General features: G+C 53.1%; 13 protein-coding genes and 1 pseudogene. 8 read left to right on the forward strand and 6 right to left on the reverse strand.

The genetic code is table 11. The annotated features are described in order from the left end of the window. Together BGK49_RS00720 and ttdR are read left to right on the forward strand one after the other, a co-directional pair. Positions 1 to 300: IS1 family transposase (locus BGK49_RS00720; protein ID WP_069375675.1), on the forward strand; the 300-nt coding region annotated here is incomplete at its 5' end. Positions 301 to 315: 15 nt separating this feature from the next. Continuing rightward, a pseudogene (gene ttdR / locus BGK49_RS00725) lies at positions 316 to 1,008 on the forward strand (L-tartrate utilization transcriptional activator TtdR); the annotation flags it as partial. Between the two features lie 12 nt (positions 1,009 to 1,020). On the opposite strand, the gene plsY reads toward ttdR, so the two are convergent. Further along, positions 1,021 to 1,638, reverse strand: a complete 618-nt coding sequence (gene plsY, locus BGK49_RS00730; RefSeq protein WP_001272796.1) for a glycerol-3-phosphate 1-O-acyltransferase PlsY — start codon at positions 1,636 to 1,638, stop codon at positions 1,021 to 1,023. 104 nt (positions 1,639 to 1,742) lie between these two features. Here plsY and folB point away from each other — a divergent pair, with 104 nt between their 5' ends. After that, on the forward strand, positions 1,743 to 2,111 hold the full coding sequence (gene folB / locus BGK49_RS00735) for a bifunctional dihydroneopterin aldolase/7,8-dihydroneopterin epimerase (protein ID WP_001295541.1): 369 nt from the start codon (positions 1,743 to 1,745) through the stop codon (positions 2,109 to 2,111). Between the two features lie 90 nt (positions 2,112 to 2,201). Beyond that, positions 2,202 to 3,023: an undecaprenyl-diphosphate phosphatase gene (gene bacA / locus BGK49_RS00740; protein WP_001305111.1), complete on the forward strand. Its 822-nt coding sequence runs from the start codon at positions 2,202 to 2,204 to the stop codon at positions 3,021 to 3,023. Positions 3,024 to 3,179: 156 nt separating this feature from the next. On the opposite strand, the gene cca is transcribed toward bacA, so the two are convergent. After that, entirely contained in the window at positions 3,180 to 4,418 is a 1,239-nt protein-coding gene (gene cca, locus BGK49_RS00745; protein WP_046891771.1) for a fused tRNA nucleotidyltransferase/2',3'-cyclic phosphodiesterase/2' nucleotidase/phosphatase Cca, read from the reverse strand. 63 nt (positions 4,419 to 4,481) lie between these two features. After that, entirely contained in the window at positions 4,482 to 5,102 is a 621-nt protein-coding gene (locus BGK49_RS00750) for a TIGR04211 family SH3 domain-containing protein (RefSeq protein WP_001125332.1), read from the reverse strand. Positions 5,103 to 5,344: 242 nt separating this feature from the next. Between BGK49_RS00750 and ygiF the strand changes: the two genes are divergently transcribed. From ygiF to hldE, 3 genes are read left to right on the forward strand one after another with little or no spacing between them, the layout of a single operon-like run. Continuing rightward, the gene (gene ygiF / locus BGK49_RS00760) at positions 5,345 to 6,646 is read left to right on the forward strand and encodes an inorganic triphosphatase (RefSeq protein WP_000046272.1); all 1,302 of its coding nucleotides are present in this window, start codon (positions 5,345 to 5,347) and stop codon (positions 6,644 to 6,646) included. Between the two features lie 22 nt (positions 6,647 to 6,668). Further along, on the forward strand, positions 6,669 to 9,509 hold the full coding sequence (glnE, locus tag BGK49_RS00765; protein ID WP_005043847.1) for a bifunctional [glutamate--ammonia ligase]-adenylyl-L-tyrosine phosphorylase/[glutamate--ammonia-ligase] adenylyltransferase: 2,841 nt from the start codon (positions 6,669 to 6,671) through the stop codon (positions 9,507 to 9,509). Positions 9,510 to 9,556: 47 nt separating this feature from the next. Next, positions 9,557 to 10,990 (forward strand): bifunctional D-glycero-beta-D-manno-heptose-7-phosphate kinase/D-glycero-beta-D-manno-heptose 1-phosphate adenylyltransferase HldE, encoded by a 1,434-nt coding sequence (hldE, locus tag BGK49_RS00770; protein ID WP_000869225.1) that lies wholly within the window; start codon positions 9,557 to 9,559, stop codon positions 10,988 to 10,990. 119 nt (positions 10,991 to 11,109) lie between these two features. On the opposite strand, the gene ibsE is transcribed toward hldE, so the two are convergent. From ibsE to BGK49_RS00785, 3 genes are all read right to left on the reverse strand, one after another. Beyond that, positions 11,110 to 11,169 (reverse strand): type I toxin-antitoxin system Ibs family toxin, encoded by a 60-nt coding sequence (gene ibsE, locus BGK49_RS28855; protein ID WP_001387082.1) that lies wholly within the window; start codon positions 11,167 to 11,169, stop codon positions 11,110 to 11,112. Between the two features lie 316 nt (positions 11,170 to 11,485). Beyond that, positions 11,486 to 11,545, reverse strand: coding sequence for a type I toxin-antitoxin system Ibs family toxin (locus BGK49_RS28860; protein ID WP_001387081.1), 60 nt, complete (start codon positions 11,543 to 11,545; stop codon positions 11,486 to 11,488). 238 nt (positions 11,546 to 11,783) lie between these two features. Further along, on the reverse strand, positions 11,784 to 13,412 hold the full coding sequence (locus BGK49_RS00785; protein WP_000493386.1) for a flotillin family protein: 1,629 nt from the start codon (positions 13,410 to 13,412) through the stop codon (positions 11,784 to 11,786). A 64-nt stretch (positions 13,413 to 13,476) separates the two neighbouring features. Between BGK49_RS00785 and BGK49_RS24830 the strand changes: the two genes are divergently transcribed. Next, positions 13,477 to 13,641 (forward strand): IS1 family transposase (locus tag BGK49_RS24830; RefSeq protein WP_047664789.1); only part of this gene is annotated, 165 nt, incomplete at its 3' end.

A 13,641-nucleotide genomic window follows, 5' to 3' on the forward strand; every position in this document is an offset into this window, starting at 1 on the left:
ACGGTTGTGGCGCACGTCTTCGGTGAACGCACTCTGGCCACACTGGAGCGTCTTCTGAGCCTGCTGTCGGCCTTTGAGGTCGTGGTATGGATGACGGATGGCTGGCCGCAGTATGAATCACGCCTGAAGGGAAAGCTGCACGTTATCAGCAAGCGTTACACTCAGCGCATTGAGCGACATAATCTGAATCTGAGACAACATCTGGCAAGGCTGGGACGGAAGTCACTGTCGTTCTCAAAATCGGTGGAGCTGCATGACAAGGTCATCGGGCATTATCTGAACATAAAACACTATCAGTAAGTTGGAGTCATTACCCAGCGACTGGTCGATGACGTCACGCAAATCAAAACGCGCCCGGAGGGGATGATTCGTATTGGTTGCAGTTTTGGTTTTGGGCGCAGCCATATTGCGCCAGCCATTACCGAACTTATGCGCAATTATCCTGAGTTACAGGTGCATTTTGAATTGTTCGATCGGCAAATTGATTTAGTGCAGGATAATATTGATCTGGATATTCGTATTAATGACGAAATTCCTGATTATTATATTGCGCATCTGTTAACGAAAAATAAAAGAATATTATGCGCAGCACCTGAGTATCTGCAAAAATATCCGCAGCCACAATCATTACAGGAATTAAGTCGTCATGACTGTCTGGTGACCAAAGAGCGCGATATGACCCACGGAATATGGGTGTTGGGGAACGGTCAGGAGAAAAAATCGGTGAAGGTTAGCGGGCATCTTTCCTCCAATAGCGGCGAGATAGTGTTGCAATGGGCGCTGGAGGGCAAAGGGATTATGCTGCGTTCCGAGTGGGATGTGTTGCCGTTTCTGGAGAGTGGCAAACTGGTGCAAGTATTGCCGGAGTATGCACAAAGCGCCAATATCTGGGCTGTTTACCGGGAGCCGCTCTATCGCAGCATGAAATTACGTGTCTGCGTGGAATTTCTGGCGGCATGGTGCCAGCAACGGCTGGGCAAGCCCGATGAAGGCTATCAGGTCATGTAGATCCACCAGAAATCACTCGGGATCCTTTTCGCGCTTTCTTTTGAATTTCGTCCAGATTTTTGTCTCCTGACGACGCCACAGACGCTGGATGTTGTCATGATGACGCAGCAGGATCAGGCAAGAGAGCATCGAAACCGGGAAGGTGAATTGTGGCTTAAACCACCAGACATAAAACGGAGCAATCAGTGCACTGACAATCGCTCCCAGCGACGAGTATCCGCTCAATAGCACGGTCAGTAACCAGGTTCCCGCCATTACTCCGGTGAGATCCCAGCCAATGGGTGCGATGGCACCAAAAGCGGTAGCAACGCCTTTTCCTCCTTTAAATCCGAAGAAAACGGGCCAGATGTGTCCAAGACAGGCGGCGATGGCAATTAAGCCTAGCCAGAAGGGGCTGACACCTAATTCATACGCGCCCCAGACGGGCAACATTCCTTTCAGAACGTCGAAAATCAGTACTGCTACGGCTGCTCCCTTGCCACCGATACGTAACACATTGGTTGCGCCTGGATTGCCGGAGCCGCTGGTTCGCGGATCGGGCAGCCCACACAAGCGGCAAACCAGAATGGCACTGGAAATGGAGCCGCAGAGGTACGCGATGAGGATCATTCCAGGCGCGATTGCACTCATAAGCTGTTCCGTTTTGAAAATTCGTGTTCAACGATGAATCTGTGGATAATACGCACATTTCGCCGGAAGTGGTATCCGGTTAGCCAAAAAGCAGGCAGGACGTGATGGATATTGTATTTATAGAGCAACTTTCGGTAATCACCACTATTGGTGTTTACGACTGGGAACAGACCATCGAACAGAAGTTAGTGTTCGATATCGAAATGGCATGGGATAACCGTAAAGCGGCGAAAAGTGATGATGTGGCGGATTGCCTCAGTTACGCTGACATTGCAGAAACGGTGGTCAGCCACGTCGAGGGGGCGCGTTTTGCGCTGGTGGAACGCGTGGCTGAAGAGGTGGCGGAGCTGCTGTTAGCACGCTTCAACTCGCCGTGGGTGCGCATCAAACTCAGCAAGCCAGGCGCAGTGGCGCGGGCGGCGAATGTTGGTGTAATCATTGAGCGTGGCAATAATCTGAAAGAAAATAATTAATTTTACAGCTGTTAAACCAAACGGTTATAACCTGGTCTTACTGCAGTAGTCCGGACAAGCGGTACATTTTAATAATTTAGGGGTTTATTGATGAGCGATATGCACTCGCTGCTGATAGCGGCAATATTGGGTGTGGTCGAAGGATTGACAGAATTTCTGCCGGTATCCAGCACGGGCCATATGATTATTGTCGGTCACTTGTTGGGGTTCGAGGGCGACACGGCGAAAACCTTTGAAGTTGTGATCCAGTTAGGATCAATTCTGGCGGTAGTAGTGATGTTCTGGCGGCGTCTGTTTGGCCTGATTGGCATCCACTTTGGCCGCCCGTTGCAGCACGAAGGAGAAAGCAAAGGTCGTTTAACGCTGATCCACATTTTGCTGGGGATGATTCCGGCGGTGGTACTGGGGCTGTTGTTCCACGACACGATTAAGTCATTGTTTAACCCGATAAATGTGATGTATGCACTGGTCGTTGGCGGTTTGTTGCTGATTGCCGCCGAATGCCTGAAGCCGAAAGAGCCGCGTGCGCCGGGTCTTGATGATATGACCTATCGTCAGGCGTTTATGATTGGCTGTTTCCAGTGTCTGGCGCTGTGGCCGGGTTTCTCCCGTTCCGGGGCCACCATTTCAGGTGGGATGCTGATGGGCGTGAGCCGTTACGCTGCTTCCGAGTTCTCGTTCCTGCTGGCGGTACCGATGATGATGGGCGCAACGGCGCTCGATCTCTACAAAAGCTGGGGCTTCCTGACAACCGGCGATATCCCGATGTTTGCCGTTGGGTTTATCACCGCTTTTGTGGTGGCGCTGATAGCGATTAAAACCTTCCTGCAATTGATTAAGCGCATTTCGTTTATCCCGTTCGCCATTTATCGCTTTATTGTGGCGGCTGCGGTGTACGTCGTGTTCTTTTGATTGAGAAAAGGTTCGGGAGCAGGCCTGGTTTTCTCCCTCGCTCTGTAGGGAGAGGGCCGGGGTGGGGGTGATTGTTCGCACCGGTGCTGGTCTGTTCCCCTCACCCTCTCCCCGAAGGGGCGAGGGGATGGTTCGTGTTAACGTTTAGTTTTATACTCAGTCAGGCTTTGGGCAACGTTGTTCCTTCCAACTGGCTACCGCCGCAATCCGCCGTCGGGTCAGCACCTCGCGAATCTCCACACCTTTAAATCCCGCTTCAACGACCGCTTTTGTCGGCACTGACTGCGCCACTTCCCAGGCTTCGCGCAACCAACGGCCTTGCGGGTAGTCCGCTGATTCAAAACCGGTTCTGCCGCGTACGTCAGCCTCGCTGGTCAGCGCCAGTTGCTCGACACGCTGCGGTTTACGCCAGGCATCGATGGAATCAAATAATTTGACGATGGTTTTTGGGTTCAGCATTGGGAAGGTGTGGATGAGATCGTGAAACTCAGCCACCAGTCTGGCTAAATCGCGAATTTCATTTGGCACGCGCAGACGCTGGCATAGTTGTTCCACTAACTTAACACCCGCCGGGCCATGCCCATGATGACGCGGCCAAAGTTCTGGCGGCGTCAGTCCTTTACCGAGATCGTGGCATAAAGTTGCGAAACGGACATCAACCTGCGGACTCAGCATCGCCGCCATTGAGAGCGTCATTAAGGTATGAATACCGGTGTCGATTTCCGGATGCCACCTGGCAGGGGCCGGAACGCCAAACAGGGCGTCAATTTCCGGGAATAAAACGCGAAGTGCACCGCAATCGCGCAGTACCTGGAAGAACACCTGGGGATTGCGGGTGGTGAGGGCGCTTTCCGTCTCTTTCCATACCCGTTCAGGCGTCAGGTGTTCCAGTTCACCCGCATGGGTCATCTCGCGCATCAGCGTCAGAGTTTCATCGGCAATACGAAAACCGAGGTGGGCATAACGCGCAGCAAAACGCGCCACGCGCAGAACGCGTAACGGATCTTCGCCAAAAGCGGGGGAAACATGGCGCAACAGACGATTTTGCAGATCGCCCAGACCGTTGTACGGGTCGATAATCTCGCCGTTATCGTCCTGGGCCAGCGCATTAATGGTCAGATCGCGACGCTTAAGATCATCTTCCAGCGTGACATCCGGTGCGGCATAGCAAGTAAAACCGGTGTAACCGGAACCGGATTTCCGTTCGGTACGTGCCAGCGCATACTCTTCATGCGTTTGCGGATGCAGAAACACAGGAAAATCGCGGCCTACCTGCTGGTAGCCCGCGTCGAGCATCTCCTGTGGCGTACTGCCGACCACCACCCAATCTCTGTCTTTGACCGGTAGCCCTAACAATGCATCCCGAACAGCACCACCGACCAGATAAATCTTCACGCCATCATCCCTTCGTCAAATACACAATTCCTAATAATAAGACAGTGCAACGAAGAAGGCGATTTAGTTCATCCAGCGATCTTTGCGTTTGCGCGTTGGGATCAGGTGTGGCAGTACCAGACCGAGCAGCAAGCCAAGCCCCAGCACGCCACCGCCATACATAAACCATTGCATGATGATGGTGCGCTGTTTGTCATCCAGCTGTACGCTGGCGGCATCGACCTTTTTCTGCGCGACAATCAGCTCGTTTTTCAATTTCTGATTTTCTTCTTTTAATCCGTTGATCACGCTGTCGCTCTGCGCCACTTTTTGCTGCATTTCTGCGGTGCGCTGATTCCAGGTGTTATCGATATTGGTGAGTTTATCGGTCAGGGTTTTGACCTGATTTTCCAGATCTGGCACACGGGAGCGCAGGCTTGGCTCAGTGCTAAGTTGTTTCAACGGGATCCAGGCGGTACGGCCAGAGCTGTCTTTCACCTGGGCATAATTGGTGTTGGCGTCAGTTTGTAATAAGGTCACTTCCTCGCCGGCGTTAACCGTGCCCACGAGGCGATAATGATCTCCCGGACCGCTACGGACCCAGGTATTCAGTTCATCAGAAACATAGCGCGTTTCTTCAGCGTGTGAGACGGCAGTGGCGCTAAGTGCGAGTAAAGTTAATCCGATCAGGCGTAATTTTGGCATCAGGCTGTCGTTATTGTCATGGAAAGTGGAACGATAGTAGTGGCATCAGTGTCGCTACGCAAAGCATTCGACATCAATCGGAATCCTCTGTGTCAGGTCTTGCCACTGCTTCAAACTTTTACGCCCGTCAAATTGCCCTGTTGCATGGCAATTTGGCGCAAAATACTATCTACTGACAAAAAAGATCGCATTAAGTTCGCCGTTCATCGTCACTTATGTGACATAACCGATAAGTAAAGGCCATGGCTCAGGAAATCGAATTAAAGTTTATTGTTAATCACAGTGCCGTTGAGGCGTTGCGTGACCATCTCAATACGCTGGGCGGCGAGCACCATGACCCCGTGCAGTTGCTGAATATTTACTACGAAACGCCGGATAACTGGCTGCGTGGGCACGATATGGGCTTACGTATTCGTGGCGAAAACGGTCGCTATGAGATGACCATGAAAGTTGCAGGAAGAGTGACAGGCGGCTTACACCAGCGCCCGGAATATAACGTGGCGTTGAGCGAACCGACGCTCGACCTGGCGCAGTTACCGACGGAAGTCTGGCCGAACGGCGAATTGCCCGCCGATCTCGCTTCCCGCGTACAACCGCTGTTCAGCACCGATTTTTATCGCGAAAAATGGCTGGTGGCGGTCGATGACAGCCGAATTGAAATCGCTCTCGATCAGGGGGAGGTGAAAGCGGGGGAATTTGCTGAACCTATCTGTGAGCTGGAACTGGAACTGCTTAGCGGCGACACGCGCGCGGTGCTGAAACTGGCGAACCAACTGGTATCGCAAACCGGATTACGCCAGGGCAGCCTGAGCAAAGCGGCGCGTGGCTATCATCTGGCGCAGGGCAATCCGGCGCGTGAAATCAAACCGACCACCATTTTGCATGTTGCGGCAAAAGCCGATGTGGAACAGGGGCTGGAAGCGGCGCTCGAGCTGGCGTTAGCGCAATGGCAGTATCATGAAGAACTGTGGGTACGCGGCAACGATGCGGCGAAAGAACAGGTGCTGGCAGCCATTGGTCTGGTCCGTCATACACTGATGCTGTTCGGTGGTATTGTGCCGCGCAAAGCGAGCACTCACTTACGTGATTTGCTGACTCAATGCGAAGCGACCATCGCTTCTGCGGTTTCTGCCGTGACGGCGGTCTACTCTACCAAAACGGCAATGGCGAAGCTGGCGTTGACCGAATGGCTGGTAAGCAAAGCCTGGCAGCCGTTTTTAGATGCCAAAGCGCAGAGTAAAATGAGCGATTCCTTCAAACGCTTTGCCGATATCCATCTTTCCCGCCATGCCGCTGAACTGAAAAGCGTTTTCTGCCAGCCGTTGGGCGATCGCTACCGTGACCAGTTGCCACGTCTGACGCGTGATATTGACTCAATACTGTTGCTGGCGGGTTACTATGATCCTGTCGTCGCGCAAGCCTGGCTGGAGAACTGGCAGGGGCTGCGTCACGCTATTGCGACCGGGCAACGCATTGAAATTGAACATTTCCGTAATGAGGCAAACAATCAGGAACCGTTCTGGTTGCACAGCGGAAAACGTTAATCAGGCAAGGATAAAATCGCTTATGAAGCCGCTCTCTTCACCGTTACAGCAGTACTGGCAGACGGTTGTTGAGCGGCTGCCAGAGCCTTTAGCCGAGAAATCACTTAGCGCACAGGCGAAGTCAGTACTTACTTTCAGTGATTTTGTGCAGGACAGCGTGATTGCGCATCCAGAGTGGCTGACGGAACTGGAAAGCCAATCGCCGCAGGCTGATGAATGGCAGCATTACGCGGCATGGTTGCAGGAGGCGCTCAGCAATGTGAGTGACGAAGCCGGGTTAATGCGCGAGCTGCGGCTATTCCGGCGGCGCATTATGGTGCGCATCGCCTGGGCGCAAACGCTGGCTTTGGTTACTGAAGAGAGCATATTGCAGCAGCTCAGCCATCTGGCGGAGACGCTGATTGTCGCCGCGCGTGACTGGCTGTATGACGCTTGCTGCCGCGAGTGGGGAACGCCGTGCAATGCGCAGGGCGAAGCGCAACCGCTGCTGATTTTAGGCATGGGTAAGCTGGGCGGTGGGGAACTGAATTTCTCCTCAGATATCGATCTGATTTTTGCCTGGCCGGAACATGGTTGTACGCAGGGCGGACGCCGGGAACTGGATAACGCGCAGTTTTTTACCCGCATGGGGCAGCGGCTGATTAAAGTGTTGGATCAACCAACGCAGGATGGCTTCGTCTATCGCGTGGATATGCGGCTGCGTCCGTTTGGCGAAAGTGGCCCGCTGGTGCTGAGCTTTGCCGCGTTGGAGGATTATTACCAGGAGCAGGGGCGCGACTGGGAGCGTTACGCGATGGTCAAGGCGCGGATTATGGGCGATAGCGAAGGCGTCTATGCTAACGAGTTGCGTGCGATGCTGCGCCCGTTTGTTTTCCGTCGTTACATCGATTTCAGCGTGATTCAGTCGCTGCGCAACATGAAAGGGATGATTGCCCGTGAAGTGCGTCGACGTGGTTTGACCGACAATATCAAACTCGGCGCAGGCGGCATTCGCGAAATTGAATTTATCGTTCAGGTGTTCCAGCTCATTCGCGGTGGGCGCGAACCGTCGCTGCAGTCGCGCTCTTTACTGCCAACGCTCAGCGTCATTGCCGCGCTGCATCTGCTTTCTGAAAACGATGCTGAACAATTGCGAGTGGCATATCTGTTCCTGCGGCGTCTGGAAAACCTGCTGCAAAGCATTAACGACGAACAAACCCAAACGCTTCCTTCTGATGAGCTTAACCGTGCGCGGCTGGCGTGGGCGATGGACTTTGCTGACTGGCCGCAACTGACCGGGGCGCTGACCGCACATATGACCAATGTGCGCCGGGTGTTTAATGAATTGATTGGCGACGACGAAAGTGAAACTCAGGAAGAGTCGCTGTCGGAACAGTGGCGTGAGCTGTGGCAGGATGCGTTGCAGGTAGATGACACTACGCCAGTGCTGGCGCATCTTAGCGAGGATGATCGCAAACAGGTCCTAACGCTGATTGCTGATTTCCGCAAAGAGCTGGATAAGCGTACTATCGGGCCGCGAGGACGTCAGGTGCTCGACCATCTGATGCCACATCTGCTAAGTGATGTCTGTGCGCGTGAAGACGCTGCCGTTACGCTGTCGCGCATTACCGCCTTGCTGGTGGGGATTGTTACCCGCACCACCTATTTAGAATTGCTCAGTGAATTCCCTGCGGCGCTTAAACATTTGATTTCTCTGTGTGCCGCATCGCCGATGATTGCCAGCCAGCTGGCGCGTTATCCATTATTGCTGGATGAATTGCTCGATCCAAACACTCTTTACCAGCCGACGGCGACCGATGCCTACCGCGATGAGTTGCGCCAGTATTTGCTGCGCGTGCCGGAAGATGACGAAGAGCAACAGCTTGAGGCGCTGCGTCAGTTCAAACAGGCGCAGCTGTTACGCATCGCCGCAGCGGATATCGCTGGTACGCTACCGGTGATGAAAGTGAGCGATCACTTAACCTGGCTGGCAGAGGCTATGATAGATGCCGTCGTTCAGCAGGCGTGGGTTCAAATGGTGGCCCGCTACGGTAAGCCAAATCACCTCAACGATCGCGAAGGCCGTGGTTTTGCGGTGGTCGGCTACGGCAAGCTGGGCGGCTGGGAGTTAGGCTACAGTTCCGATCTTGACCTGATCTTCCTCCATGATTGCCCAATGGATGCGATGACTGACGGCGAGCGGGAAATCGACGGGCGACAGTTTTATCTGCGTCTGGCGCAACGCATTATGCATCTGTTCAATACGCGAACCTCTTCCGGCATTTTGTATGAAGTGGATGCACGACTGCGTCCGTCCGGGGCGGCGGGAATGCTGGTGACATCCGCAGAAGCATTTGCTGATTATCAGAAAAACGAGGCCTGGACGTGGGAGCATCAGGCGCTGGTGCGTGCGCGTGTAGTGTACGGCGATCCGCAGCTCACCGCGCACTTTGACGCAGTGCATCGCGAGATTATGACGCTGCCGCGTGAAGGTAAAACTCTGCAAACGAAAGTGCGGGAAATGCGCGAGAAAATGCGCGCTCATCTCGGCAATAAACATCGTAATCGCTTTGATATCAAAGCCGATGAAGGCGGAATTACCGATATCGAATTTATTACCCAATATCTGGTGTTGCGCTACGCTCATGAAAAACCGAAGTTAACGCGCTGGTCAGACAACGTGCGTATTCTGGAGCTGCTGGCGCAAAACGACATTATGGAAGAGCAGGAAGCGATGGCGCTGACCCGTGCTTACACGACGCTGCGCGATGAACTTCATCATCTGGCATTACAGGAATTGCCGGGCCATGTGTCGGAGGATTGCTTCACCGCAGAGCGTGATCTGGTGCGGGCAAGCTGGCAGAAGTGGCTGGTGGAAGAATGAAGTATGGTATTATCGCGCGCAAATTTTGAATCTCTCAGGAGACAGGAATGAAAGTAACGCTGTCAGAGTTTGAACGTGCAGGAGTGATGGTGGTTGGTGATGTAATGCTGGATCGTTACTGGTACGGTCCCACCAGCCGTATCTCGCCGGAAGCGCCGGTGCCCGTGGTTAAAGTGAATACCATCGAAGAACGTCCGGGCGGCGCGGCTAACGTGGCGATGAATATCGCTTCTCTCGGTGCTAATGCACGCCTGGTCGGGTTGACGGGCATTGACGATGCAGCGCGCGCGCTGAGTAAATCTCTGGCCGACGTCAACGTCAAATGCGACTTCGTTTCTGTACCGACGCATCCGACCATCACCAAATTACGGGTACTTTCCCGCAACCAACAGCTGATCCGTCTGGATTTCGAAGAAGGTTTCGAAGGCGTTGATCCGCAGCCGCTGCACGAGCGGATTAATCAGGCGCTGAGTTCGATTGGCGCGCTGGTGCTTTCTGACTACGCCAAAGGTGCGCTGGCAAGCGTACAGCAGATGATCCAACTGGCGCGTAAAGCGGGCGTTCCGGTGCTGATTGATCCAAAAGGTACCGATTTTGAGCGCTACCGCGGCGCTACGCTGTTAACGCCGAATCTCTCGGAATTTGAAGCTGTTGTCGGTAAATGTAAGACCGAAGAAGAGATTGTTGAGCGCGGCATGAAACTGATTGCCGATTACGAACTCTCGGCTCTGTTAGTGACCCGTTCCGAACAGGGTATGTCGCTGCTGCAACCGGGTAAAGCGCCGCTGCATATGCCAACCCAGGCGCAGGAAGTGTATGACGTTACCGGTGCGGGCGACACGGTGATTGGCGTCCTGGCGGCAACGCTGGCAGCGGGTAATTCGCTGGAAGAAGCCTGCTTCTTTGCCAATGCGGCGGCTGGCGTGGTGGTCGGCAAACTGGGAACCTCCACGGTTTCGCCGATCGAGCTGGAAAATGCAGTGCGTGGGCGCGCAGATACCGGCTTTGGCGTGATGACCGAAGAGGAACTGAAGCTGGCCGTAGCGGCAGCGCGTAAACGCGGCGAAAAGGTGGTAATGACCAACGGTGTCTTTGACATCCTGCACGCCGGGCACGTCTCCTATCTGGCAAATGCTCGCAAACTGGGTGACCGTCTGATTGTCGCTGTGAACAGCGATGCCTCCACCAAACGGCTGAAAGGGGATTCCCGCCCCGTTAACCCACTCGAACTGCGTATGATTGTGCTGGGCGCACTGGAAGCGGTCGACTGGGTGGTGTCGTTTGAAGAAGACACGCCGCAGCGCTTGATCGCCGGGATCCTGCCAGATTTACTGGTGAAGGGTGGCGACTATAAACCAGAAGAGATCGCCGGGAGTAAAGAAGTCTGGGCCAACGGCGGCGAAGTGCTGGTGCTCAACTTCGAAGACGGTTGCTCGACCACTAACATCATCAAGAAGATCCAACAGGATAAAAAAGGCTAACCGGAAAGCGGTTCACAGATCTCGCTTCGTAGCAGGCAGGCCTATTGACGCTGTTGTTTTTTCAACCTAAAGTAAAGGAACAAGGGTAAGGGAGGATTTCTCCCCCCTCTGATCAGTTGTTAGTAAGTCGGGAAACTTAACAGTAACAACACAACCAGTATGATGACGAACTTCATCATAACCCTTTCCTTCTATAAGGCCCCTTCCTCGGGAGGGGCTTTCCCGTTTCAGCCCCTTGCTGACTCCCCGATTGTTGATGAGCGCCGGACCCCGCGCAACGCTTTCCCTGAAGCAGTTTTGCCTTCCCCGAGCAGTCACGCAAAACGCTGCAACGTCCTGAGCATTTGCACCTTTTAGCGGAACGCAGATATAAAAAATCCCCGGCTTTTTGGGCCAGGGATATGTGTTAATGAAACCTTCTTGACGCTGATTTTTTTTCAACCTAAAGTAAAGGAACAAGGGTGAGGGAGGATTTCTCCCCCCTCTGATTGGCTGTTAATAAGCTGCGAAACTTACGAGTAACAACACAATCAGTATGATGACGAGCTTCATCATAACCCTTTCCTTCTGTAAGGCCCCTTCCTCGGGAGGGGCTTTCCCGTTTCAGCCCTTTGCTGACTCCCCGATTGTTGATGAGCGCCGGACCTCGCGCAACGCTTTCCCAGAGGCAGTTTTGCCTTCCCCGAGCGGTCACGCAAAACGTTGCAACGACCTGATCATTTGCAGTTTTTAGCGGAACGCAGATATAAAAAATCCCCGGCTTTTTGTGCCAGGGACGTTCATAGCTGAAAATTTATTCTACGTTTTCGGCGACGGGAGTTGTTGAGGTTAAGGGTGAAGTCAATGCCGCCAGTGAGCCGCCTGAAACGCCAATTTCATTGAGCAAGGAGTCAATCAGCGGTGCCTGTGTGCGGTAAGAGAGAGCGGCTGATAATGCTTGTTCCGCCAGGTTTCCGCCCCCCACATTACCCGTGTTTGCATCACCCGCAGCGCTGCCACGATTCAGACCATCGACCTGAATAATCTTGATACCGTCAATAGATTTCATCGGCTCAACGGATTTTTCTATTACCGCAGGTAGCGCCTGCAACAAGGCCAGTTTGAATTTAAGGCTGGTTTGTTCATCAGAAAGTACGTTGATAGCATCGTTCAGCGCACGTTGTGCTTCTGCTTCCGCCAGACCCTTTTTACGTGTAGCTTCGGCTAACTCAACGATAGCCGCCGCCTGCATCTCTGCGGCTTCTTTTTCTGCTTTCGCTCGCACGGTCAGTTCAACCGCTTTGGTTTCTGCATCCTGCGCGGCAGCGATTAGGGCAACTTGTTTAGCACGATCGGCTTCTGCGGTCTGGCGAGTGGTTTCTACGTTTTGTTGCGCACTTACTGCTTCTGCGAGTGCAAGATTAGCACGCGCTTCTGCCTGGGACTGTTGTTCCGATTTGGCGGCAATAGCGATCGATTTCGTCTGGTTGGCGATTTCGGTGACCTGCTGCTGTTCGATCTCTTTAATACGAACTTCACGTTCAGCCTCAACCTTTCTTGAGCGGACGGCCTGCTCGCGCTCGATCTCCGTTTCCTGAATTTGTCGTTCAGCCAGAATTCGCGTCTGCTCTGCTTCACGACGACGTTCAGCTTCAAAAGCCGCAATACGTGCATTCTGTTCGGCAGTACGGGTTTTAACCTGCTGCTCCTGCTCAAACGTCATAAACGCTTCTTGTTGTTCAATCTCCAACTTGCGCGAAAGTGCATCACGGTTTTTCTCACGCACCGCAACTTCTACATCCTGTTCAACTTCGTTACGTTCGCGACGACGGCGCTCCGTCTCCTGAATCAGTTTGGTTAAACCTTCGGCGTCAAAGGCATTGTTCGGATTGAAATGTTCTTTCGAGGTCTGGTTAAAGTTGGTAAGTGAAACGCTTTCCAGCTCAAGACCGTTTTTCGACAGGTCTTCTGCGACAGTATTTTGTACTCCCTGCACGAAGTTCTCGCGGGTATCCTGTAACTCATGCATGGTCATTTGTGCAGCTGTTGCACGGAGGGCATCGACAAATTTATCTTCAACCAACATACGTAAGTCTTCTGGTGATAGCGTGCGTTGCCCCAACGTCTGCGCCGCAGTGGCGATGCCTTCTACAGACGGTTTTACCCGTACAAAGAAAGCGACTACTACATCGACACGCATACGATCTTTCGTAATCAGGCTATCAATGGTTGAGCGGCTGACTTCCAGCTTCAGAGTATTCATATTGATGGGGATTATTTCATGAAAGATCGGCATCACGATTGCGCCACCGCTCATCACCACTTTTTGCCCACCTAAACCAGTACGAACAAAAGCTTGCTCTGCCGAAGCGCGACGATAGAGCCTGGCGAAAATAATTCCAATAATAAACAGAATGCATACGGCAATAATCGCGGTAAACATCCAGGAGGGGGTAATGCTGCCAACTTACTGATTTAGTGTATGATGGTGATTTTAAGGTGCTTGCGTGGCTTCCATTTCCATCAGATGTCCTTCCTGCTCCGCTACTGAAGGCGTGGTGCGTAACGGCAAAAGCACTGCCGGACATCAGCGCTATCTCTGCTCTCATTGCCGTAAAACATGGCAACTACAGTTCACTTACACCGCCTCTCAGCCCGGTACGCACCAGAAA

The sequence above is a fragment of the Shigella sp. FC1544 genome (genome assembly GCF_001722145.1).
In the GTDB taxonomy this organism is placed as follows: domain Bacteria; phylum Pseudomonadota; class Gammaproteobacteria; order Enterobacterales; family Enterobacteriaceae; genus Escherichia; species Escherichia coli.